This window comes from Pseudomonas mendocina (assembly GCF_003008615.1).
GTDB lineage: Bacteria > Pseudomonadota > Gammaproteobacteria > Pseudomonadales > Pseudomonadaceae > Aquipseudomonas > Aquipseudomonas mendocina_C.
The window spans coordinates 5,546,160-5,570,300 of sequence record NZ_CP027657.1; the positions used below are offsets into that span (position 1 = coordinate 5,546,160).

General features: G+C 61.2%; 22 protein-coding genes. 11 read left to right on the plus strand and 11 right to left on the minus strand.

Going from position 1 to position 24,141, the window contains the following annotated elements:
* Positions 1-46: 46 nt before the first annotated feature.
* From C7A17_RS25750 to C7A17_RS25775, 6 genes are all read right to left on the minus strand, one after another.
* On the minus strand, positions 47-2,107 hold the full coding sequence (locus C7A17_RS25750; protein ID WP_106742227.1) for a TonB-dependent receptor family protein: 2,061 nt from the start codon (positions 2,105-2,107) through the stop codon (positions 47-49).
* A gap of 762 nt (positions 2,108-2,869) precedes the next feature.
* Entirely contained in the window at positions 2,870-4,555 is a 1,686-nt protein-coding gene (locus C7A17_RS25755; protein WP_106742230.1) for an ABC transporter substrate-binding protein, read from the minus strand.
* A gap of 76 nt (positions 4,556-4,631) precedes the next feature.
* Positions 4,632-6,755: a TonB-dependent receptor family protein gene (locus C7A17_RS25760; RefSeq protein WP_234035861.1), complete on the minus strand. Its 2,124-nt coding sequence runs from the start codon at positions 6,753-6,755 to the stop codon at positions 4,632-4,634.
* 745 nt (positions 6,756-7,500) lie between these two features.
* Complete coding sequence (locus C7A17_RS25765; RefSeq protein ID WP_106742232.1) at positions 7,501-7,914, minus strand: ExbD/TolR family protein; 414 nt, start codon at positions 7,912-7,914, stop codon at positions 7,501-7,503.
* A gap of 1 nt (position 7,915) precedes the next feature.
* Complete coding sequence (locus C7A17_RS25770; protein WP_106742235.1) at positions 7,916-8,644, minus strand: MotA/TolQ/ExbB proton channel family protein; 729 nt, start codon at positions 8,642-8,644, stop codon at positions 7,916-7,918.
* A 46-nt stretch (positions 8,645-8,690) separates the two neighbouring features.
* On the minus strand, positions 8,691-9,500 hold the full coding sequence (locus tag C7A17_RS25775; protein WP_106742238.1) for an energy transducer TonB: 810 nt from the start codon (positions 9,498-9,500) through the stop codon (positions 8,691-8,693).
* A 439-nt stretch (positions 9,501-9,939) separates the two neighbouring features.
* Here C7A17_RS25775 and C7A17_RS25780 point away from each other — a divergent pair, with 439 nt between their 5' ends.
* From C7A17_RS25780 to C7A17_RS25815, 8 genes are all read left to right on the plus strand, one after another.
* Positions 9,940-10,860: a LysR family transcriptional regulator gene (locus C7A17_RS25780; RefSeq protein ID WP_106742241.1), complete on the plus strand. Its 921-nt coding sequence runs from the start codon at positions 9,940-9,942 to the stop codon at positions 10,858-10,860.
* Positions 10,861-11,097: 237 nt separating this feature from the next.
* Entirely contained in the window at positions 11,098-12,078 is a 981-nt protein-coding gene (gene tauA / locus C7A17_RS25785) for a taurine ABC transporter substrate-binding protein (protein WP_106742244.1), read from the plus strand.
* 56 nt (positions 12,079-12,134) lie between these two features.
* Positions 12,135-13,106: a taurine ABC transporter substrate-binding protein gene (gene tauA, locus C7A17_RS25790; RefSeq protein ID WP_106742247.1), complete on the plus strand. Its 972-nt coding sequence runs from the start codon at positions 12,135-12,137 to the stop codon at positions 13,104-13,106.
* A 147-nt stretch (positions 13,107-13,253) separates the two neighbouring features.
* Complete coding sequence (gene tauB, locus C7A17_RS25795; RefSeq protein WP_106742250.1) at positions 13,254-14,036, plus strand: taurine ABC transporter ATP-binding subunit; 783 nt, start codon at positions 13,254-13,256, stop codon at positions 14,034-14,036.
* Positions 14,033-14,866 (plus strand): taurine ABC transporter permease TauC, encoded by an 834-nt coding sequence (gene tauC / locus C7A17_RS25800; protein ID WP_106742252.1) that lies wholly within the window; start codon positions 14,033-14,035, stop codon positions 14,864-14,866. The genes tauB and tauC overlap by 4 nt, the downstream gene beginning before the upstream one ends.
* 16 nt (positions 14,867-14,882) lie before the next feature.
* Positions 14,883-15,716, plus strand: a complete 834-nt coding sequence (gene tauD, locus C7A17_RS25805; protein ID WP_106742255.1) for a taurine dioxygenase — start codon at positions 14,883-14,885, stop codon at positions 15,714-15,716.
* Between the two features lie 153 nt (positions 15,717-15,869).
* Positions 15,870-16,712: a hypothetical protein gene (locus C7A17_RS25810; RefSeq protein ID WP_106742257.1), complete on the plus strand. Its 843-nt coding sequence runs from the start codon at positions 15,870-15,872 to the stop codon at positions 16,710-16,712.
* Positions 16,713-16,916: 204 nt separating this feature from the next.
* Positions 16,917-17,882 (plus strand): NAD-dependent epimerase/dehydratase family protein, encoded by a 966-nt coding sequence (locus C7A17_RS25815; protein WP_106742259.1) that lies wholly within the window; start codon positions 16,917-16,919, stop codon positions 17,880-17,882.
* On the opposite strand, the gene C7A17_RS25820 is transcribed toward C7A17_RS25815, so the two are convergent.
* Together C7A17_RS25820 and C7A17_RS25825 are read right to left on the minus strand one after the other, a co-directional pair.
* On the minus strand, positions 17,848-18,237 hold the full coding sequence (locus tag C7A17_RS25820) for a MerR family transcriptional regulator (protein ID WP_106742261.1): 390 nt from the start codon (positions 18,235-18,237) through the stop codon (positions 17,848-17,850). The two genes, C7A17_RS25815 and C7A17_RS25820, sit on opposite strands and share 35 nt — an antisense overlap.
* 196 nt (positions 18,238-18,433) lie before the next feature.
* Positions 18,434-19,255, minus strand: coding sequence for an amidohydrolase family protein (locus tag C7A17_RS25825; protein ID WP_106742264.1), 822 nt, complete (start codon positions 19,253-19,255; stop codon positions 18,434-18,436).
* A 569-nt stretch (positions 19,256-19,824) separates the two neighbouring features.
* Here C7A17_RS25825 and C7A17_RS25830 point away from each other — a divergent pair.
* Complete coding sequence (locus C7A17_RS25830; RefSeq protein WP_106742266.1) at positions 19,825-20,067, plus strand: hypothetical protein; 243 nt, start codon at positions 19,825-19,827, stop codon at positions 20,065-20,067.
* Complete coding sequence (locus C7A17_RS25835) at positions 20,060-20,362, plus strand: LasR-specific antiactivator QslA (RefSeq protein ID WP_106742269.1); 303 nt, start codon at positions 20,060-20,062, stop codon at positions 20,360-20,362. The genes C7A17_RS25830 and C7A17_RS25835 overlap by 8 nt, the downstream gene beginning before the upstream one ends.
* Before the next feature lie 129 nt (positions 20,363-20,491).
* On the opposite strand, the gene C7A17_RS25840 is transcribed toward C7A17_RS25835, so the two are convergent.
* The 3 genes from C7A17_RS25840 to C7A17_RS25850 all read right to left on the minus strand — a co-directional run bounded on the left by C7A17_RS25840 (position 20,492) and on the right by C7A17_RS25850 (position 21,923).
* On the minus strand, positions 20,492-20,950 hold the full coding sequence (locus tag C7A17_RS25840; protein WP_106743192.1) for a methyltransferase family protein: 459 nt from the start codon (positions 20,948-20,950) through the stop codon (positions 20,492-20,494).
* A gap of 371 nt (positions 20,951-21,321) precedes the next feature.
* On the minus strand, positions 21,322-21,537 hold the full coding sequence (locus C7A17_RS25845; RefSeq protein ID WP_106742271.1) for a hypothetical protein: 216 nt from the start codon (positions 21,535-21,537) through the stop codon (positions 21,322-21,324).
* 68 nt (positions 21,538-21,605) lie between these two features.
* Complete coding sequence (locus C7A17_RS25850) at positions 21,606-21,923, minus strand: hypothetical protein (protein WP_106742273.1); 318 nt, start codon at positions 21,921-21,923, stop codon at positions 21,606-21,608.
* A 613-nt stretch (positions 21,924-22,536) separates the two neighbouring features.
* Here C7A17_RS25850 and C7A17_RS25855 point away from each other — a divergent pair.
* Positions 22,537-24,123 (plus strand): ABC-F family ATPase, encoded by a 1,587-nt coding sequence (locus tag C7A17_RS25855; RefSeq protein WP_106742276.1) that lies wholly within the window; start codon positions 22,537-22,539, stop codon positions 24,121-24,123.
* The last annotated feature ends 18 nt before the right edge of the window (positions 24,124-24,141 follow it).

Genomic DNA, 24,141 nt, shown 5'->3' on the forward strand with positions numbered 1-24,141 from the left:
TGATGAAACCGGTGAACGGCGGCGGAGGTTCCCCGCCGCCGCATGATCAGAAGCGGAAGGCCACGCCGGTGAAGGCGCCGAAGCCATCGCCGACGTACAGCGCTGCCGCATCGTTGCCACGGGCGTTGTAGGTCGGAAGGACGGCGGTGGCGTAGTCCTCGTCGGTGAGGTTGCGCAGGTCGAGGAACACCTGCCAACGCTGGCCCGGCTCCTCGTAGCCGAACTTCGCGCCCCAGACGGTGTAGGACGGGGCGTAGAAGCTGTTGGCGTAATCCACTGGCGTGCTCGATGCCGTGCGTACGTCCACCCCGGCATAGAAGCCGCTGGGGTGCTGATACTTCAGCTCGGCCTGGTAGATGTGCTTGGGCAAGCCCGGCAGCTCGTTGGCCCGGAAGGTGTCATCGTTGCGGTAGTAGAAGTCGTTCAGGGTGTAGGCCTGACGCAGCACCAGGCTGTCGCCACGCGAGCCCTGCCAGAGCTCGGTATCCAGCCCCGCTTCGATGCCCTGGTGGATAGTCGGGCTGGCGTTGTTGGTGGACGTCACCGCCGGGGTCAGGCCGGTCGCCGGAATCACCTCGACGTTGAGCAGCTCGTTGTGAACCCACGAGCGGTAAAGCGCCAGGCTGCCGGAGAAGATGCCCTGTGAACCACGGATACCCACCTCGAAGGTATTGGCCTTCTGCTCCACCAGGGTCTTGGTGTAGTTGTTGGTCGGGCCGGACGGTGAGATCGACCAGGCGCTGGGCGGATCGATGGAGCGGCTGACGTTGGTGAACAGCTGGATGTCCGGGGTCAGGTAGTAACGCAGGCCCAGGCGTGGCGCGAGGCTCCAGTTGTCGTACTTGTAGTGCTGCGGGAAGGGGCTGACGTTGGCCCGGTCGGAGAACTCCACATCGACGTCGCGCACGATGTTGACCAGTGACAGGCCGCTGGTCAGCCACAGTCGCTCGGTCAGCTCCAGGTCGTTGCCGACCGAGAACACGGTGTCGAAGGAACCGCTGTAGCGGGTGTCCTTGAGCAGTGCCCGCGTGGTGCCGCTGTAGGTCTTGACCTCGGCGCGATCATGCAGGGTATTGCTGAAGGCGAAGGTGGTATTGCTCTGGTGACCGAACCACTGGTCGCTGCGCAGGTAACGCAGCGAGGTGTTCAGGTCGCGCCATTGCCAGTGGTTGGGCGTTGCCGGGCTCTTCTTGCCGAGGATCTGGCTGTAGTTGTGGTAGACCAGCCCCAACTCCAGTTTGGAGTCGTCATCGAAGGCGTAGGTGGTCTTGCTGCCGACCCAGATCGAACCGTTCTTGGTCGAATCACCGCGCTGCGCCACGGTGGCCGGGTTGGGCTGGGTCGAATCATCCTTGAGCTGACCGCGTGTCAGGGTGCTGGAGTTCTCGTGGTACTGCTCGCGATAGCGCACGATCAGGCGCGTATCGAGCTTGGGACTGAAGCGGTAGCCGAAATTGGATACCACGCCCTTGGCCTTGGTGAAGGTGTAGTCCTGGTAGCCGTCACGTTCGGAGTTGCTCAGGCTGATGTAGTAATCGGCATTACCCTCCACGCCACCGGTACTCAGTTGCTGCTTGCGCCAGCCGAAGCTGCCCGCCTCGAAGCGCGCGTAGTTACCCGGCGAGGTATAGCCCGTGTGGGTGACCATGTTGATCGCGCCGCCGAGCGACAGCGCGGTGTAGTCATAGGCATTGGCGCCGCGCAGCACTTCGGTGTAGTTCACGCCGGAGGTTTCCAGCAGCTCGTAGGGGGTGCCGCCTGGGCCGGTCAGCGCCAGGCCGTCGAAAAGGAACTTGACCCCTTCACGGAAGTAACCAGGCGAGGCGTTGGCGCCCGAGCCACGGATGGAAATCTTGATCGCATCGTTACCACCAGCCGATTGGGCGATCACCCCCGGCTGGAATGCAAGCACGTCCTCCAGGGTAGATGCGCGGCCCTTCTCCACTTCGGAGTTGTCCACCACGCTGGTGCTGCCGGCCACCTCCTCCAGCCTGGCTTCGGCCTGCTGCGCTTCGCTTTTCTTCTCCCCTTTCACCACCACGGTTTCCAGCCGGGTATCGGCATTGGACGCCACCTCCGCAGCCAAAGCCAAGTTGGCCCCGCACATCAGCAATGTGCCGATACTTACCGCCTTCCACAGTGGCTTGATGCCACCCGCAAAAGCCCCGCTACTCCCCTCTAAAGATAACCCGCGCACGCTGCTACTCCTGTGATCAGACAGATTAATTTGCGAGCTTCTTGTTATCTTTCTAGCGCTCTACAACAGCTATTTAGCAAGGGCCGTTCCAAAAAATAAAATCACTCAAAAACAATAACTTATAAAAACAAAAGAACACTCGAAAGCTACCGCCTCATGGCATTCTGCTGAACCACTGTTTCGCCACGAACAGTGATTTCGGTTATATGCTTGTTCGTCTTTAAACTTTGCACTGGCAGTGCCTTTAAAACTCGACAAGAACAACTGCATGTGCAGGCGAATAACGACCGTTAATGAACCACCGTGTTACCGGCAGTTCATTTCGAATAGAGGAAGGAAGTGTTTAAGAATCATCGCCAGAGACGCGTATTGCACGCAGACCGCGTGGACTCCCGTAGGGTGCGCCATGCGCACCGAAGCAGCCGTCACACCACCGACTCTGCGATAACCCAGGTGCGCGCGGCGCACCCTACCCAAAGCCGTTGACACCCATGCCCTACGCAGAACCCGTAGGGTGCGCCATGCGCACCGAAGCAGCTGCCGCACCACCGACTCCGCAATAGCTCAGGTACGCGCCGCGCACCCTACCCAAAGCCGTTGATGCTCACGCCCTACACAGCCCCGCACGGGGTGCTATGCGTACCGGGAAAACTGTCCCCCAGCGCGCACCACTCACTCAAGCCAGACGCTGGTGAACACCGGTGTGTTGTGGGAGGTGTCGTAGACCACACCGCGCACCCGTGGGCCATGGGCGGTCAGGCTGTAGTTCTCGTACAGCGGCACGGCTGGCACCAGCTCGGTCAGGCGCTGCTGCGCCTCGCTGTATAGCTGCCGACTACGCGCTTCATCTTGGGAACTTCGACCCTCGGTGAGCAGCTCATCGAGCCTGGCATCGCGCAACCGTGCCGTGTTCTGGCCGATACGCCGCGACGAAATGATCTCGTTGCTGTGATAGAGGATGTAAAGGCCGTCCGGAGTGTTGGTGTGCCACACCCCGGCGCCGGTTGCCTGGTAGTCGTTGGCGGCGCGCCGGTCGAGGATATGCAGCGGCGGCAACTGGTCGATGCGCAGCTCGAAACCGACTTTCTTCACGTCGGCCTGGATCGCCACCAGATCGGTCAGCGGATACAAACCCTCGGCTGCCAGCACCTCGGCACTCAGGCGCACACCATCACGTACCCGGTAGCCCTGTGCATCGCGCTCGCCCCAGCCGGCCTCGTCGAGCAAGCGATTGGCCGTGTCCGGGTCGAACTGCAGGGCTGCCTGAAACGCCGGGTCGTAATATCGGGTATTGGCGGCCAGGTAATCGCTCTTGGCTTTGAACTCGCCAAAACCGCTGATACGCACTATGCCCTCGCGATCTACCGCCAGGGCGAAGGCCTTGCGCACGCGCACGTCGTCGAAGGGAAACTTTTCGGTGTTGAAGGTGATGCCACGATTGGGGTTGCCCTGACGGATGCGACTGTCGAAGCGCAGCCGATCATCGGCACGGATCGCCGCGGCATTCTGCGTCGGCGCATCGGTGGTGAAGTCATACTGCCCTGCCGCCAGCGAGCTGTAGCGGATCAGCGCTTCGGGAACGAAATCCAGCTCGATGCGTTCGAGATAGGCCGGCCCCTGATGCCGCAGAAAATCCGGCGCCCAGGCGTAATCGTCACGGCGCACCAGGCGAATGCCCTGCTGGCGGGTGTAGCGCTCGACCACGAAAGATCCCGAACCCACCGGCGCCTCGGCCAGTGCCTTGGGATTCTCCACGATGGCTTTCGGCGACTGCATGGACAACCAGGACTGCGCCAGCACGTTGAGGAACGGCGTATAGGGCTCGCGCAGGTTGGCGCGAAAGGTGTATTCATCCACCACTTCGCCGTCGATGTACGGTGCGATGTAAGCCGCTGCGAGGGGCGACTTGGTCGCGGGGTCGCGCATGTGTTCGAGGTTGATGCGCACCGCTTCGGCGTTGAATTTCGCGCCATCGCTGAAGGTCACATCATCGCGCAGGTGGAAGGTGTAGGTCTTGCCGTCCTCGGACACCTCCCAGGCCTTGGCCAGCCAGGGCGTGATGCGCCCCTGATCATCCAGGTACACCAGGTTGTCGTAGATCAGCCTGCCCAGCCACTGGGCATTGGTATGGGAAATGGCGTGCAGGTCGAGCGATCCGGTATCCAGCGCGACCGAGACCTTGAGCGTGCCACCGGGCTTGCCCGGCGTCTGTTCGAAATAGTCGCTGGCCGGGTAGATGAACGCCTGCTCTGGCGCCGCATCGCTGGTCTGCTCATCAGGCGCGTCGCCACAACCGGTCAGGATCGTCAGTACCGCCAGGGCGAGCAGCCGACGTGTCGCTACAGCAATTTTCAGCATGGGGTTCTCTCCATCAACCGTGGGCAATCAGAGCCGCCCACGGTCGACGACGCTCCGCATGGAGCGTCGTCACGGGTCAGTGGAAGCGATAGGAAATCCCGGCATACACGCCGAAACCGTCGCCGACATAGAAGTTCGGCGAGTCCACGCCCCTGAGGTCGTAGGCGGTGTTCGCCGCGGTGACGTAGTGCTCGTCGGTCAGGTTGCGGGCGTCGAGGTAGACGCTCCAGCGCTCGCCCGGATCGTCGTAGCCGACCTTGGCGCCCCACAGGGTGTAGGACGGCGCCTTGAGCGTGTTGGCGTAGTCGACGTAGTAGCTCGATGCCGTGCGCAGGTTGACGCCCGCGTAGAACCCGGCCGGATGGCGATACTGCAGCTCGGCCTGGTAGTAATGGCGTGGCAAGCTGGGCAACTCGTTGCTGCCGAACGCATCATCGTCGCGGTAGAAGAAATCGTTGAAGGTGTAGGCCTGACGCAAGATCACCTGATCGCCCCGCGCGCTTTCCCACAGACGCGTATCCAGACCGGCCTCGATACCTTGGTGGATGGTATCGCTGGCATTGGCATTGGCCGTAACCGCGTCAGTGGTCTGAGTCGCCGGCGTGATGATCACGGTCAGCAGCTCATCGGTTATCCAGGAACGATAGATCGACAGACTGCCGTCGAAGATCCCGACCGAGCCGCGCACGCCAAACTCTACCGTGGTGCCCTTCTGCGGATCGAGCGGACGCAAATAGGCATTGGCAGTACTGCCGTGTTGCCAGGTAACGGGCGGGTCGATGGAACGGCTGACGTTACCGAACAGTTGCACCGATGGGTTGAGCTGGTAGCTCAGGCCGATGCGTGGCGCCACGTGCCATTCGTTGTAGCTGACGTTGTCCGGGAAGGTGCTGGTATTGGCCGTGTTCGAATATTTGATGCGCGCGGTACGGTCGATGTTGATCAGCGACAGGCCGGTCGACAGCGTGTACTGGTCGTCCAGGTGCAGCTCGTTGCCGAGGGCGAATACGGTATCACGCGAGCCGCTGTAATCGGTGTAGCGCACTTTCTGCCAGTCGCTGCGGCGATAACCCTTGACGTCACCACGCACCAGGCGGGTATCGCTGAAGGTCAGCGTGGTATCGCTGGGCAGACCGAACAGACGGTCATCGGTGCGCAGGTAGCGCAACAGGGTATTGACGTCGGTCGAGCGCCAGTCCTGCGCCGTTGCCGCGTAGCGCCAACCGTTGAGCAACGGATAGTCGTTGACGCCCAGGCCAATTTCCAGACGCGAGTCGTCATCGAAACGGTAGGTGGTCTTGCTGCCGATCAGGGTCGTGCCGTCCTTGCGCCGATCCGACAACAGGCGGTTGTGGGTCGGGTCATCCTTGATCTGCGCCTTGGTCAGCGTACTGCCATTGAGCAGCTTCTCCTCGCGATAGCGAATAGTCAGGCGGGTATCGAGCTTGGGATTGAAGGTATGGCCAAAATTGGCGATGAAGTCCCTGCCCTTGTTCGGTGTGTCGTCCTGATAACCGTCACGCTCGTTGTGCAGCACGGAGATGTAATAGTCGGTATCGCCGGACACTCCGCCATAGCTGAGTTGCTGCTTGCGATAGCCGAATGGCCCGAAGTCCAGACGCGCATAGGCGCCCGGCGATGTGCGGCCGGTATGAGTGATGAAATTGATCGCGCCACCCAGTGAGAGCGCGGTATGGGAGAAGGCGTTGGCGCCATAGAGCACCTCGGTACGGTCGACGGCCGCCATGTTCAGCAGGTCTTCCTGGGTACCGCCCGGCCCGGTGATGGGCAGACCGTCATAGAGGAATTTGATGCCCATGACGTAGCCCTGGTAGAAGGTATTGAGGCCCGAACCACGGATGGAAATCTTGTTCGCCCCGGTACCGCTGGTGGCCTGGGCGAAAACGCCGGGCTGCAGCGCCAGTACGTCTTCGGCGTTCTGCGCCCTGCCCCGCTCCACCTCCTGGTTATCGACGACACGCGCCGCACCCGCGACCTTCTCCAGTTCGACCCTGGCTTTCTCTACCTCACTGGCTTTGCTGCCCTCGACCACCACCGTGGCCAGACGTGCATCGCTACCGTCCTCAGCCGCCTGGGCGCCGCCACCCAGGCAAGCCAGCGCCGCCCCCAGCGCCCATAGTGCAGTTTTGCCTCCTCCCTGCGGCAAGATGTCGGACACTCCCCCGATATGACGTTTCACGTGTTATTCCCCTTAATTGAACGTTGTGCAAGGCAGGTATCTATCGGAGATACCAGGCAGCACTCAGCAGCGTCCGTGCCACAACTAAAAATCAATAACGGATAACAAGTTAGCGTCAACGAAGAACACTTCAATACCGTAACCGACGAACAATCTGCTGAACCGATGTACAGATACGGACACCATCAAGCAGCCAACTACCACAGGCAGATATAGATATATATTAAAAGCAAATAATGGCGAGAAAATTGCGCAGCTCTGCCGTATCCAGCATGCCCACTAAGGAAACGCTGAAAGCCCCTCCCCGTCAGTCCTGCGAAGGTGACACTCCATGTGTTGCGGGTGTTCTGGATTACCGCATTCGCGGGAATGACGACTATTTCAGACCCACCCTAAATCTGGGCTGACAGTAGTGCGCCGTGCGCAGCGCCTTAGGCTTCGGTAGTCGGTGCGCACAGCGCACCTTACTTGTGCGGATAACTCTGCCTAAGTATTACCCCATAAAGACACGATTAGTTCATCACCCCGAATACTTATCCGAGGCGAGTTATCTTATTGGCAATATCGAATTAACCGGAATCGGCCGAGTAGAATATAAAGCAAACTATCGAAACACCCATTGCAGGCGCCTCATGAAGATCAAGGCAGACGTCGAGTTACCGCACCGTTTCAAGGTGGCTCGCCGCCGCCAGTGTTCGCGCAAAAAAGAGCCGCACTCCCTGCCCGGAAGTACGGCCCCATAAACTCAGCGGGCAGTGATGACTGCCAGCTTGGTGATACCGGCGCGCTCGATGGCCGCCATCGCCCGTGCCACCTCGCCGTAGTTCACGCCATCGTCAGCCTGCAATTGCACGCGCAGCTCCTCGTGAACGACCTCGGCCTCCTGCTTGGCCTGGATCAGACTGCTCTCCAGTAGATCCGCCTGGATCTCGTCCTTGTTGATGAAGAGCTTGCCCTCGCCATCGATGCTCACCACCAGCGGGTCTTTTTGCTCCAGCGGCGCCACGGCCTCGGTCTTCGGCAGGTTGATCGGGATCGAGTTGGTCAACAGCGGCGCGGTGACGATGAACACCACCAGCAGCACCAGCATGACGTCCACCAGCGGCGTGACGTTGATTTCGGAAAGAACCTCGTCGCTGTCCTGGGTCGAGAAGGCCATGTCAGACCGCCTCCTTCGCGACGCCGGCGTTGCCGGTCACAGGGGCGCCCTTGCCAGCACGCGGGCTGACGATGACCTTGAATGCACTCTTCTGCGCCAGGCTGTAGAAGTCATGGGCGAAGTCGTCGAGATCGGCGGCGGTGAGCTTCAGGCGGCGCAGGAAGTAGTTGTAGACCAGCACCGCCGGCACGGCGACGGCGATGCCCACACCGGTGGCGACCAGTGCGGCACCGATAGGGCCCGCCACGGTTTCCAGGCTGGCGTTACCTGCCGCGCTGATGCCCTTGAGGGCTTCCATGATGCCCCACACGGTGCCGAACAGGCCGATGAAGGGCGAGGTGGAGCCGATTGAAGCGACCACCGCCAGGCCGGCTTCCAGCGAACGACGCTCGCGCTGAATCTGCTGACGCAGCGAACGCTCGAGGCGATCCTGGTGATTGATCGACTGTGCCAGATCGGTCGGTTGGCCACCTTGCACCTGAATCGCAGCGAAACCAGCCTGGGCCACACGGGCGACCGCGCCGTTCTGCCCAGCGCTCTGCTCGGCGGCGCTGTCGAGGCTGGTGGCACTCCAGAAGCCCTTCTGGAACTTGCGATCCTGATGGCGCTGGCGGGCGAACTGGATGCCCTTGATCAGCGCCAGCCCCCAGGTGATCACGGAGAAGCCGATCAGCAGCCAGATGACCGCGTGTTCGACCGATTGAAAGGGAGAATCTACAAGCAGGTTCATGATGCGTTCCTCGGATAATTCAGGTCGGCCGGCGTCTTCGCCAGCCTCAGTTCAAACGGAATTCCAGCGGTACCGACACCCAGCCCGCGATAGCTTCGTCGCCACGCTTGGCCGGCACGAAGCTCCAGCGCTTGACTGCGCGGATGGCGGACTCGTCGAGCACGTCGCGGCCACTGCTGCGTTGAATCTGGATGTCGCTCGGCTTGCCATTGGCCAACACGTGTACGCGCAGCAGCACGGTGCCTTCCCAGCCTCGCCGTTGCGCCAGCGAGGGGTACTCGGGCGCCGGGTTCTTCAGGTAACCGGCGCTGGCCGACGGTGGAATTTCGACCGGTGGTGCGGGCGGTGCTTCTGCCACGGGAGCGGGTGCCGGCGGCGGTGGTGGCGCCTCGACCGATTTCGGTTCGGGCTTGGCCTCCTGCTTGGACGGCTGCGGTTTGGGCTTGGGCTTGGGCTTGGGCGGCGGCTTCACCGCCAGCTCCTCGACCACCGGCGGTGGCGGCTCGACCACGGGTTCCGGCTCGGGAATCACTTCCGGGGGCGGTGGCTCGAGCACAGGCGGTGCAGCGCTGGTGAATTCGATGGTCATCGGTGGAATCTGCACCGGCACTTCCGGCAGTACCGGCTCGGGCCGGCTGGCCAGCCAGGAAATGGCTGCGACATGCAGGGTCAGGGCGAACACGCCGAGCAGAATCGCTTCGCGGCGGCCCAGCACCGGCTTGCCGGCTTGCGGCGCCAGGCGCTGCAGGCCCAAAGCCTGGCGTACGCTGACACCCAGATCACGTAGTTCGCCTGGCTTGCGTGTATCGCGCCAGAGCACCTCGGAAAGGTTGTCGGCTTTGAGGACATTGCCCATGGGCAAGACTCCTGTTTGCTGTATGGACTGCTGATCTCTGACGACACCTGCGATTGCCAGGCCCGCCGTAGAGCTGCGGCGATGATTGATTCGGCTCCTTATCCCATAAAGTAATTTTTAATAAGATATTAATTTCCAAAAAGAATATAAAATCACAAGCTATTGATTTAAAAGGTATTTTTAAAACCAATTACTGAAAGGCATTGAAAAAATGCGAGAAAGGCATTGCGCGTATCCATCCCACTGGCAAAGAAGCGCGTCATGACAGAATCAGCGGCGCTCTCTCTGCCTGAACGGTCAAAGCGGGCACGCCAGCAAATTCCAAAAAGGAATATTCATATCCAAATCAATAGATTGACGGAATAAAAACTGACCATTAAAACCGGCGCAACTGTGGCGACTCGTCCGCCTCTACCGACCTGCCAACGCCGGAACCCACATGGATTTGCGTCAGCTCCGCTACCTTGTCGCACTCAACGAACACCGCAGCTTCGTTCGCGCAGCCGAGGCGATGGGCATCACTCAACCGGCGTTCAGCCGCAGCATCCAGGGCCTGGAGCAGGAGCTTGGCTGCGTGCTGATCGACCGTGCGAGCAAGGATCTACGCCCCACCCCAGAGGGACAGATCGCACTGCAACATGCCCTGGCGTTGATTCGCGGTGCCAGCAACCTGACCAGTGAAATCACCCAGATGAGCAAGCTGGATGCCGGCGACCTGCATTTCGGTTGTGGCCCGGCATTGGTCACCAGCCTGCTGCCCGATGCATTGTTGGCGTTCATGCAGCGTTACCCCCGCATTCGCACGCGCTTCGAAGTGGACAACTGGGAACAACTGAGTCGCAGCCTGAACCGTGGCGAGATCGAATTCTTCATCGCTGACATCCGCCACGGCGAAGCCGACCCTGGTGTTCAGACACAACCGCTACGCCCTCGCGCCGGCCTGTTCTTCTGCCGCCCCGAGCACCCCTTGCTGGGCAAGGAAAGCCTGTCGACCAATGACCTCTTCGACTTCCCCCTGGCGGCCAGCCGTATCCCGAGCGAAGCGCGCAAGGTGTTGGCCAACCTCAGCGGCAAGGTCGATATCAGCATTCATCTGGAGTGCGAACAGATTCCCCTGCTGGTGCAGTTGGTCAAACGCAGCGATGCCATCGGCATGGCGACCCATGAAGCCGTGGCGGACGAGTTGGCCAGCGGTGCTCTGGTGCAACTGCACCTGCGCAACCTGCCAAACAACCTCGATAGCCTCAGCGCCCGCTGTGGCATCGTGACCCGTACGGGTTTTCGCTTGTCCCCTGCGGCCAAGGCGATGATCGACCTGTTGTTGACACTGGATCACTCGAAGTCCGCCCAGGTGGCTTGAACGGCAGCGCCATGAGGCCTTGCCAATGGCGCGACAAGGCAGAGCAGCCGGCGGCTGACGGGCATTCGTGCCCGATCCGAAAAATATAAAAATATTCTAAAAAAGTATTTATCTATTCCATTTGGCATAGATAGTCTTGCTCCACCGGATCGCCGGACACCCTGACAACACCTGAACAACGTCCCGCGGCTCGGCATCCTCGTCAGAAGGGCCAGCTCGCCTTCGAGGAGCACCACCATGACCCCGTTTCCCTTCGTGCGCCGCGTACTGGCCGCACTGACCCTGTCGAGCGTGACCCTGGTCGCCCAGGCCGCCGATTTCACCGTTGCCTACCAGACCACCGTCGACCCGGCCAAGGTCGCGCAGGCCGATGGTGCTTATGAAAAAGCCACCCAGGCCAAGATCGACTGGCGCAAGTTCGACGGCGGCGCGGAAGTGATCACCGCCGTTGCCTCGGGCGATGTGCAGATCGGCTACGTCGGCTCCAGTCCGCTGGCAGCGGCAGCTACACGTCAACTGCCGGTACAGACCTTCCTCATCGCCGCGCAGATCGGCGCCGCCGAGGCACTGGTCGTACGCAATGGCAGCGGAATCGACAAACCGGCCGACCTGATCGGCAAGAAGGTCGCCGTGCCGTTCGTGTCCACCGGCCACTACAGCCTGCTGGCCGCGCTCAAGCACTGGAACATCGATCCGAGCAAGGTGCAGATCCTCAACCTGGCGCCACCGGCGATCACCGCGGCCTGGCAGCGTGGCGACATCGACGCCACCTACGTGTGGGATCCGGCGCTGGGTGTGGCCAAGGAAACCGGCAAGGTGCTGATCACCTCCGGCGAACTCAGCGAGCTGGGCGCACCGACCTTCGATGCCTGGATCGTGCGCAAGGACTTCGCCGAGAAGCATCCGGAGATCGTGCGGGCCTTCGCCAAGGTCACCCTCGATGCCTACGCCAACTACCGCAAGGATCCGCAAGCCTGGCTGGCCAACCCGGACAACATCGCCAAGGTGGTGAAACTCTCCGGCGCCAAGGCCGAGGACATCCCGCTGCTGTTGCAGGGCAACGTCTTCCCGCTGGCCGCCGACCAGGTCACCGCCCTCGGTGCGCCAACCACCCAGGCCGTCAGCGCCACGGCGGGCTTCCTCAAGGAGCAAGGCAAGGTGGACAAGGTACTGCCGGACTACGCGCCCTACGTCAGCAACCAGTACATCACTAACTAAGCCACGTTTTCCGGGCGGCCAGGCCGCCCGGTCTCCTTTTGCCCGGAGTCCATTCCATGCCCCGTATCCATCGCCTGTTCGCAGCCGTGGCCGCTGCTGCGTTCGCCTCGTTCAGCCAGGCTGCCGACCTGACCATCGCCTACCAGACCGGCATCGATCCGACCAAGGTTGCCCAGGCCGACGGCGATTACGAACGCGCCATTGGCCAGAAGATCGACTGGCGCCGCTTCAACAGCGGCGCCGAAGTGGTCACCGCCATCGCCTCCGGCGACGTACAGATCGGCAACCTCGGCTCCAGTCCACTGGCAGCCGCCGCCAGCCGTAACCTGCCCATCGTCACCTTCGTCGTCGCCGCGCAGATCAATGCCGCCGAGGCACTGGTAGTACGCAATGGCAGCGGTATCGAGAAACCCGCCGACCTCACCGGCAAGACCCTCGCCACGCCGTTCGTGTCCACTTCGCACTACAGCCTGCTCGGTGCCCTCAAGCACTGGCAGGTCGATCCGGCCAAGGTGCGCATCGTCAACCTCAACCCGGCCGAGATCAACGCCGCCTGGCAACGCGGCAACATCGACGGTGCCTTCGTCTGGTCGCCGGCACTGGGCGAGATCAAGAAAACCGGCAAGGTGCTCACCGACGCCGCCGAAGTCGGCACCTGGGGCGCACCGACCTTCGAGGTCTGGGTCGCGCGCAAGGATTTCGCCGAAAAACACCCCGAAGTGCTGGAGCAGTTCGCCAAGGTCACCCTCGACAGCTTCGCCCGCTATGCGGCGGAGAAAGACCAGTGGACAGCCGACTCCGAACCGGTGCGCAAGATCGCCGCGCTGACCGGTTCCAACCCCGAGGACGTACCCGAACTGCTGGCCGGCTCCGCCTTCCCGGATCGTCAGCAACAACTGGCACTGCTCGGCGAGCGCACCGCTGGCGACATCGCCGCCACCGCCGCCTTCCTCAAGGAACAGGGCAAGGCCGATCGCGTGCTGCCGGACTACTCGCCCTACGTCAGCAGCCAGTACATCAAACCCTGAGGATGCTCTGAAAGTAAGTGTCATTCCCGCGCAGGCGGGAAACCAGATGCACCGCACTACCGAGACTCCCGCCTGCGCGGGAGTGACGGTGAGGCGCTTTCTCAGACATTCCCCCAACCCAGTACTCGCCTTGAAGAGAACCTGAACATGGCCCTACTCGAACTGGAGCACATCAGCGCACAGTACCCGGGCGCCGCCAACGCGGTGTTGAGCGACCTGTCCTTCAACCTTGGCCCCGAGCAACTGCTGGTCGCCCTCGGCCCCTCCGGCAGCGGCAAGACCACCCTGCTCAACCTGATCGCCGGCTTCGTCGCGCCCAGCGCCGGGCGCATTCGCCTCGATGGCAAGTCCGTCGCCGGCCCCAGCGCCGAGCGTGGTGTGGTGTTCCAGGACGACGCTCTGCTGCCCTGGCAGAACGTGCTGGAGAACGTCGCCTTCGGCCTGCAGCTGGCCGGCGTGGGCCGTGCCGAGCGCGAAGCCAAGGCGCGCGAACTGCTCGCCCTGGTCGACCTAGCCGGCTTCGAGCAGCGCCATATCTGGGAACTCTCCGGCGGGCAGAAACAACGCGTCGGCCTGGCCCGCGCACTCACCGCCGACCCGCGCTTGCTGCTGATGGACGAACCCTTCGGCGCCCTCGACGCCTTCACCCGCGAGCAGATGCAGGAGCTGTTACTGCAGGTCTGGCAGCGCACACACAAACCGGTGTTCCTGATCACCCACGACATCGAGGAAGCCGTGTTCCTCGCCACCGACCTGGTACTGCTGGCCCCCAACCCCGGGCGCATCGTCGAGCACCTGCGGCTGGACTTCGGCCGCCGCTACGCCGCTGGCGAAAGCGCCCGCGCGATCAAGTCCGACCGCGCCTTCATCGAAACCCGCGAGCACGTGCTCGCCCAGGTCTTTGCCCAACGGCAAGGGAGCCGCGCATGAGCAGCTACGAATACCTCTACGCCAAGACGCCCGAAGAACAGCGCACGGTGAAACCGCGCCGAGAATTGAGCCTGCTGACCATCAGCAGCCTGAGCATCGCCAGCCTGCTCTGGCTATGGTGGGCGGTAACCACTGCCGGGCTGATCGAGCCCCTGTTCCTACCCAGCCCGCAAGCCGTGCTCGCCCGCGGCTGGCAACTGCTCGGCGAAGGCTACATGAACGCCAGCCTGTGGCAGCACCTGGGCGCCAGCCTCGGGCGCATCGGCCTAGGCCTGCTGGCCGCTGTGCTCACCGCCGTACCGCTGGGCATCGCCATCGGCCGCCACCGCATCGCGCGCGGCATCTTCGACCCGTTGATCGAGTTCTACCGACCGATCCCACCGCTGGCCTACCTGCCGCTGATCGTCATCTGGTGCGGAATCGGCGAGCTGTCCAAGGTACTGCTGATCTACCTGGCGATCTTCGCCCCGGTGGCCATCGCCACCGCCACCGGTGTGCGCAACGTCGACCCGACCAAACTGCGCGCCGCGCAATCGCTCGGCGCCACACCGGCGCAACTGGTGCGCCATGTAATCCTGCCCAGCGCACTGCCGGACATCCTCACCGGCATCCGCATCGGCCTTGGCGTGGGCTGGTCGACGCTGGTCGCCGCCGAGCTGATCGCCGCCACCGAAGGCCTGGGCTTCATGGTGCAATCGGCGGCGCAATTCCTGGTCACCGACGTGGTGATCCTCGGCATCCTCGTCATCGCCCTGATCGCCTTCGCCCTGGAACTGGGCCTGCGCGCCCTGCAACGCAAACTGGTGCCATGGCACGGCCAGGCGCATTGAGCGAGGAACATCGAGCATGGCCCTGCACATCACCCCGCTCAGCCCGGCACTCGGCGCCCAGGTCAGCGGTATCGACCTGCGCCAGCCCCTCACCGCCAGCCTGCGCCAGCAAGTCGAAGACGCCCTGCTGCAATACCAGGTGCTGTTCTTCCGTGATCAGCCCATCGAGCCACAACAGCAGGCCGCCTTCGCCGCCCAGTTCGGCGACCTGCACATTCACCCGCTCTACCCCAAGGTGCCCGAGCAGCCTGAAATTCTCGTGCTCGACACCGCCGTGACCGACGTGCGCGACAACGCCATCTGGCACACCGACGTGAGCTTTCTGGAAACCCCGGCCCTTGGCGCGGTACTCGCCGCCAAGCAGTTGCCGCCCTATGGCGGCGATACCCTGTGGGCCAGCAGCAGCGCTGCCTATGACGCCCTGTCGCAGCCGCTGAAGCAATTGCTCGACGGCCTCACCGCCACCCACAACTTCACCCGCTCCTTTCCGCTGGAGCGCTTCGGCAATACGCCCGAAGCCCTGGCGCACTACCACGAGGTGCAACGCACCCACCCGCCCGTGGTGCACCCGGTGATCCGCACCCACCCGGTTACCGGGCGCAAGGGCCTGTTCGTCAACGACGGCTTCACCAACCGCATCAACGAACTGGAAGCGGCCGAAAGCGACGCCCTGCTGCGCTTTCTCTTCGCCCACGCCACCCGCCCGGAATTCACCATCCGCTGGCGCTGGCAGGAAAACGACGTGGCCTTCTGGGACAACCGCATCACCCAGCACTACGCCGTCGACGACTACCGCCCGCAACGGCGGGTGATGCATCGGGCGACGGTGTTGGGGGACAGACCGAGGTAGGACGCCTTGGCGGGGGCATTTCGGTCTGAGCGATTAAAGCTCGCCCGACCGGTGCCGTTATAGCTGGGACAAGGCCTGGTTGAAGAATGCGCGCCGCGCCGATGACCAGATACCGCCCAACGACGGCCAAACGATCAGAGGACGATCCGCTACATGATAAGCGCCCCCCGTTTCAGCTCATTCACCGTGAACGATCCTGCGTCGAACAACGTGCTGCGCGCGACCGAAATCGCCGTGGAAACGACCACCGAAATAGACGAAGTCACGAACGAAGAGTTAACGGTCGAAACCAGCAACGTGCGCATCAGCGAAGAAGCGCTCGACACGCTGAAGCTCGAACAACAAGCGCAAGCCATCCGCAGCCAGCAGACTGATACCGACAAGCTGGTCATCTCGCAGAGCCAGAAAATCGAGACGCCAAACGCACTCAGCGAGGATGAGCAGGCGGAATTCATGGCATGGATCAACGAAACTCCCCAAGCCAGAGCAGCCCGCGAAATCAGGGAGCATCTTCAGGCCGTCGATAGCGCGACCCACGAAGTGAACCTGAGCACCAAGGCGCTGGAACAGACCTACAACAGCCTCATCGAACGCATCAACCAGCATCGCCCAGACCTCGCCAACAAGTCCTTTGGCTTCAGCGTCAATGCCGAAGGCCGGATCGCCCTGCTCGACACCGATGACCTGAACGCCAAACAAGTCGACTATCTGGAGCAGGCGCTCAATGGCTCCAGCACCTTGGTCAAGCAAGCCATCGATGTCGCGAACGCTCACATTGCCTTGGCGGAAGTTGAATGGCACACCCGCGGGATCGTCCTCACCCGTGAAAACTACGCGAAGACCATCGATATCGGCGCCGACCTCGCCTACCGCCGCGCGGCCAAGGCCCTCCCGCGTAGCACCGATGAAATCCCCACCGCGCTGATCCCGGTTCAGGATTACTGGCGGCAACAGTTGTTTGACAAGGGCCAACGTGCCCCTGGCTTCAGGCCATAGCTCCTGACCATCGATGACTATCCGTTACCTCATCGCCAGCGCGTTCGAAGGGGCTGGCGCCTGTAGCGGCATGTAGCAACGCGACCTTGAAGCGGTATCGGCACACACGCTCGACCTTCGCGCTTGACTCTGCCCCTAGGGGCAACCTGCATGCTGCCGGCTCCCTTTCAGATCGGAGCTGGATAGCTGATGACTGCGTTATCGATGGTCACCGGTGCCAACGGGCACCTTGGCAACAACCTGGTTCGGCAGTTGCTCGCCCGTGACCAGCCAGTACGTGCCGGCGTTCGTGACCCCGCACACAGCTCCGCCTTGCAAGGGCTTGGCTGTGAAGTGGTACGCACGGAGCTGCAGGACATCGACTCCCTGCGCCAATCGCTGCAAGGGGTCGATGTGCTGTACCAGGTCGCAGCCGTGTTCAAGCATTGGGCGCAGAACCCGCAGTCTGAAATCATCGAGCCCAACGTACAGGGCACGCGCAATATCCTGCGCGCCGCCGCCGAAGCCGGCGTGCGCCGCGTCGTCTATGTCAGCTCCGTCGCAGCGGTGGGTCACGACGGTCAGTATCTGGATGAAACGGTCTGGAATGACGAGCAGCAGAATCCCTACTACCTCTCGAAAATTCTCTCCGAGCGCGCCGCCTGGGAGGAAGCGCAGTCATACGGCATCTCGATGGTCACGGTATTGCCCTCGGCAATCATCGGCCCCCATGCCGAACGCCTGACCGACACCATGGGCTTTCTCGCTACCGTGCTGGCCCGTAGGCTGGTGCTGGATCCGGACTTCCATTTCAATTTCGTCGATGTGCGGGATATCGCCGATGGCCTGATCCAAGCCGCCGAACGAGGTCGCCCTGGCCAGCGCTACATACTCGCCAACCGCGAGTCTTCGTCTTTGGGCGAGGTGATCGCCGCCCTCGATACGCTCCGCCCTGGGCAGCGTCTGCCTGCGCGTGCGCCCAAGGTCTTGCTGCTGTCAGTCGCCATGCTGCAAATGTGGCGTGCACGCCTCACTGGCCAGCCAGCCGAATTGCTGCCCAGCCAGGTGCGCATGTTCCATGGTGTGCGCCAGCGTTATTGCATCGACAAGGCCGTCGACGAGCTGGGCTACCGACCGCGACCGCCACAGGAAGCCCTCAGGCAGGCGTTCGAGTATCTGCTGACCCGCTGACCGCGGGCGCGAACTGCCGGTTTATCTGCGCCTGCAACTCGGTCAGGCGCTGTTCCTGAAGCTGCAAGGCCTGTATCTGGGCTTGCAGTTCCTGGCGCTTGGCTTCGATGCCCTGATTGGCGAGCGCCAGGGGAAATGGCGCGTCATGCCGCTTGGCGGCCAGCAACTCGCTCATCTCCCCCAACTTGAACCCCACCGCCTGAGCCGTGCGAATCATCTGCAGTAGGGTCAGGTGATAGGGTGTGTAGCGTCGGTAACTGCCGAGACGCTGTGGGCTGATCAAGCCCATCTGCTCGTACAAACGAATGGCTTTGGGCGTACACCCCGACAACCTGGCCACTTCACCGATGTACATACGCCGCCCTGTCAACGCTCGATTGGGAGGCGAAGCTTAATGGCTGCACGGGGCGCTGTCTTCAGATCAGGTGGAGGGCTTTCGTGAGTGGCTGCTATCGGCCACAAGCGGACATTTGCTGCTGAGAACAAGGGCTGAACGGCAGTGCTATCAGCCCTTAAAAAGCCAGTCGAACAGTAACCGCCTTATTGTCGACTTATGGAAGCTTGAAAATGCGTCGTGCATTTTCATAAAGGAATTGTGCTTCGACTTCAGGGCTCAACCCTAGCTCCTGAACCTGCTTCATGCAGCGCGACAGGGAGAGCTGAGGGAAATTGCTTCCGAACAATACCTTTTGGCTGCCGTAGCTTTGTAGGAATTGCAGCAATTGTGCAGGGTAGTAGCGCGGCAGATAGGCTGATGTGTCGATAAAAACGTTGTCGTGCTTCCAGGCCAAGCCAATCATCTCATCAGTCCAAGGGTGACCTATGTGCCCAGCAACTATGCGTAACTCAGGGAAGTCCAACGCGACCTCATCTAAATATGGAACTGGGCGACCCGTTTCCGACGGCATCAATGGACCGGTGTGTCCGACCTGAGTGCAGAATGGAATGTCCAGCTCAATACACTTTACATAAAGTGGGTAATAAAGACGGTGGTTGGGGGCCAGTTTCCACAGCCATGGAACGATGCGAAGCGCCTTGCAGCCCAGCTCCAATACCGCCCGCTCAAGTTCACGTACCGCTGCAACGGGCTTGCTTAGGTCGACGGTAGCTACGCCAATAAAGCGATCCGGGTATGCACGGGTGTAATCAGCGATCTGATCGTTACTGGTCACCCAACCTTCCGGGCGGCACCAAGCCGCCAGCATTAGTTTTTCTACGCCAGCTTCATCCATGTGCGCCACGGTTTCGGATGGGCTCATTGCTTGGTCAAGCAAATGACCACTTCCTGATTTCTCAAACAGGCGTGCAACTTCAGGCATCTTCTCGCGCAGGCAACCATTAGCAGGTTGTGCCCATGCATCGATTGCTTTCATGGCATAGCTCCTTGCAGAAATAGTGGTCGCTGAAGACTAAGCATGAGCTATCAGTGTCTCAATGACCTAAGTGCCCAGATGAGTTGACCTAAGCGACGAGCAATGACCATTCCTGCTGTTCTCGTGCCAGGGTATCTCTCCTGCGGTCGAAACCAAGTAGTGCTGAAGTGTCTGCTTTTGGCCGATAGCTGCCGTTCCACACCTTGCCCTGCGCCCTCTCCCACGCTAGAGTCCGCCCTGTCACGGTCAATCCCGTGACCGGGTGTGGTAGCCCGATTCACACGAAGGCGCGGTAGCGCCATAGTCGAGAGCAGGCGCTTTTTTTGTGCCTGCTGTTTTCTCGCGCATTTATGGCGGGCCGTGTGAGGCAGGCTTCGGCCTGGCCGGCGTCCTTCGTGGGTCGGTCTACCACCCTTGCACGGTCCGCCTCCATATCGTGTGGTAGCGAATGGAACGCGGCTCCTTAAATCCACGAAGGAGCATATGGAGAATGCACTATCCCCCTTTTACCCAAGGGCTCCGCCCTGGGCTGCTGGCTGTTGTGTCGACTTCCGTTTTGGAGGTGCTGCATGACCAAGTCTGAATCCGTCGTTATCCCCTTCCCTTCACCACGCAATCCGTTGCAGAGCTTTGTCGCGGACGAGTGCCCGTTGCAGGCAGCAGCCGAGTATCGGGCAGCGTTGCTGGCCAAGCTGTTGCGGCGCATGCCAGAGCCGGAGTTGGCCAATAGCACCAATGCGCTGCTGAGCGAGTTGATCGTGCTTTACCGCCGGGCCATCGCTCAGGTATCCGGGAGGGCTGCCCATGATTGAGTTGCAGCGGTACCTCACTCACTTGCCTGTTCATGACGGGCAACCGGCTGCCGACTTCGGTTGGAGCGCAGATTGCCAGGCGAGCTTTGGCCACGGCGTGCAAACCGCGCAGGCCTGGCTGGACGACGCCAACAGCGGCTGGCTGTGGGCCAATCTGCTGCTGGAGCGCCAGCTGTACCCGCCGGGTGCGCAGCGGCATGCCTTCGAGCTGGGCTTTCTCAGCCGTATCCACCAGCGTCTGTGCTCCCCCTTGGGTGGCGATCACAGGGCAAAGCGCACGGAGTTCAAGCTGTAGGCAATCGGCGTGGCACCTGTGCGTTTGCAGTTTGCTCTCGCACAGGCGCCAGCCATTCAGCGGTGCGCACGGCGCACCCTACGGTCGTGCTGAACGTTAGGGGGTTGACATGCTGCCAGACGCCCTGACTTAGAGCCAGCGCCTTACCGTGCGGCAGTACTGTTCGAAGTCGTTGCCGAAAAGGTTGGCCAGGGCGCGTTCCTCCGAACGGATCTGAAAGCGGTTCATGAACAGCACGAAGCCCAGCACGCCCAACACTGAAACCGGCGAAGCCAGCAGAATCGACCAGGCCAGCAAGACCGTCGCGAAGCCCAGGTACATGGGGTTGCGCGTGTAACGATAGATGCCCGAGCTGACCAGTGCCGAAGCCGTTTCTGGTTGCAACGGGTTGACCGTGGTGCTGGCATGGCGGAAGGAAGCAACACCTGCCAGGCAGATGAATACGCCCGCCAGCAAGACCGCCAGCGCGAGGCCTACACGCCACTCGATAGGCAGCACCCCGGGTAGAAGATAGGCGGCAAGCCACATCAGCAAGCCGAACAGAACCGCGACCAATACGGGGGGTATGCGATTTTCCAGTACGTCCATGACGTCATGTCCTTGTTTGGCTACTTCGTTGCCGACCATCTGCTGCAGCGGCTCAGGTTTGGGCGCATGCTCTCACCTGACTCGCAGTTTACGACCCGTGCTTGCAGAAGATGATGAGGGCTGTAGTTACTACAGGGTCAAGCGCCATACGCACGACTCCGAGCAGCGTGCTCTAGCGAAACCTAGGCATCTGTCTTGTCAGCATCAATGACTCGGTCTCTCTGCAACACGCGGCTAAACGCCCCGCGAGCTATAGCCCCGAGCGAGACAGGCGAGCATGAGCAAATGGACCGGATAAGAAGAAATAGCGCCAGCACGTGACCGGCCAGATGCCGGCAAGTCCATAGCGGACTTGATCGGCACCTTGGCAATCATCTCCGCCTGGTTTTACGAGATACCTTGGCCGGCATCATCGGAATGATGTTGAGCAACATGAGCATTGCAACGACGAGAAAGAATGGCGCTCCGGCAGCATCGAACATCGTGATGCTGATTATCCACCCGAGAAACGACGCCCCCGCGATCATCAAGCGATGACGGATCGTAACCCTCTTGTTGAACGCTTCCAGCTTCTCCATCCACGCCATTGTCACCCTCCCTTGTCGATTAGCGGCGCAGGATATCACCCTCTCTCCGATGCAGAGGCGTGGGCTGTTTAGCTATTTCCCGGATAGGTGTCAGGAAAGATTCCCTGCGCAGCAAGCTGGCTGTCGTATGCATCAACCACCAGTTGCTTGGCTTCTTGATGGAGATAAAGCTGGTCATCGTAGATGAAGGCTAGCTCTCCCCAGAAATGGTGAACCGTAGACAAGGCCACGACATTGCCATGCCGGTCTATCCGGGCCTGCTCCCTCACCTCGCTCAACTTGCTGCGAGTGCTCATCCTCCCGCCCGCAATACCGGCAACCCCGTGTTCCAAAACATGGACGAGTATCTTCCAAGTGGGGTCATCGTCTTCGAAGATTTTGATCATGCTGCCTCCTTGTATTTCACAATCCATAACACTCATCACGAATCGGTGACGGATAGTCACCCTCTTGTTAAACGCTTCCAACGCTGCGGCTCATCGAATGCGACATGACTCACGCCAAGCCACCGCGGTGCGGCAGAATTCAATGTCATTAGACGTCACGCGGCGCGATGGCACGCAGGCACAGGGGCCGCTAAGAGTTGCCCGAACCATCGAATGGCGGCACTACCGCTTCACCTCAGTAAGTAGGGTGGACCGGAGCGCCGGCCGCTCGTAGCGCCAGCGAACAGTCCACCAACCCAACAATAAGACGTACTGCTGCGCGAACGAATCGCCGCTCGGTACGCCCTGTAACTTCCACAATGGCTGAAGTTGCAGGTGCCAAGTGATACCATTGCGCGCTTCGACACCGCGCTGAGCACCACCTGGCCCCGGCGTCACGATGCCCGACACTCCCACCCATGCCTCACCAGCCTTAGCGGCTCGTCTGCCGGCAGGGTCGTAGCGTTCACTCATTTGCGCAGGTTGGTCTTCCTCGGTTCGGGCCGGGCTGCAAGACTCGAAAGCGGTATCCCCCTTTAAACAGCGCACCTCAAGTTACTGATAGGTAAGTCCTTTGATTTCCACCGCTAACATCACCATGCAGTTCGGCGCCAAGCCGCTGTTCGAGAACGTTTCCGTGAAGTTCAACAACGGTAACCGTTACGGTCTGATCGGCGCCAACGGCTGCGGCAAGTCGACCTTCATGAAAATTCTTGGCGGCGATCTCGAGCCCTCCGGTGGCCAGGTGATGCTCGAGCCGAACGTGCGTCTGGGCAAGCTGCGCCAGGATCAGTTCGCCTATGAAGAATTCAACGTGATCGACACCGTGATCATGGGTCACGAGGAGCTGTGGAAGGTCAAGGCCGAACGTGATCGTATCTACTCGCTGCCGGAAATGAGCGAAGAAGACGGCATGAAGGTGGGCGAGCTCGAAGGCGAGTTCGCCGAGATGGACGGCTACACCGCCGAGTCCCGCGCTGGCGAGCTGTTGCTCGGTCTGGGTATTCCGTTGGAGCAGCATTTCGGCCCGATGAGCGAAGTCGCTCCCGGCTGGAAACTGCGCGTGCTGCTGGCCCAGGCGCTGTTCTCCGATCCGGACGTGCTGCTGCTCGACGAACCGACCAACCACCTGGACATCAACACCATCCGCTGGCTGGAAACGATCCTCACGGCGCGTAACAGCACCATGATCATCATTTCCCACGACCGTCACTTTCTGAACTCGGTCTGCACCCACATGGCGGATCTGGATTACGGCGAGCTGCGTCTGTTCCCGGGCAACTACGACGAGTACATGACGGCCGCGACCCAGTCGCGCGAGCAATTGCTGGCCGACAACGCCAAGAAGAAGGCACAGATTTCCGAGCTGCAGAGCTTCGTCAGCCGCTTCTCGGCCAACGCCTCGAAAGCCAAGCAGGCCACCAGCCGCGCCAAGCAGATCGATAAGATTCAGCTGGCCGAGGTCAAGCCGTCGAGCCGCGTCAGCCCATTCATCCGCTTCGAGCAGACCAAGAAACTGCACCGTCAGGCCGTGACCATCGAGAAGGTGTCCAAGGCCTTCGACGACAAGGTGCTGTTCAAGAACTTCAGCTTCACCGTAGAAGCCGGCGAGCGCGTAGCGATCATCGGCCCCAACGGTATCGGCAAGACCACCCTGCTGCGTACCCTGGTCGGCGAACTGGCCCCGGATGCCGGCTCGGTGAAATGGACTGAGAGCGCTGAGGTGGGCTACTACGCGCAGGATCACGCCCACGATTTCGAAGATGACGTGACCCTGTTCGACTGGATGGGTCAGTGGACGACTGGCGAGCAGGTGATCCGCGGTACCCTCGGGCGCATGTTGTTCTCCAACGACGAGATCCTCAAGTCGGTCAAGGTCATCTCCGGTGGTGAGCAAGGCCGCATGCTGTTCGGCAAGCTGATCCTGCAGAAGCCCAACGTGCTGGTGATGGACGAACCGACCAACCACCTGGATATGGAGTCGATCGAGGCGCTGAACCTGGCGCTGGAGAACTACCCGGGCACACTGATCTTCGTCAGCCATGACCGCGAGTTCGTCGGCTCCCTGGCCACACGCATCATCGAACTGTCGGACAACGGCGTGACCGACTTCAGCGGTACCTACGACGACTACCTGCGCAGCCAGGGCATCATCGTCTGATACCTATGCGTCAAGAAA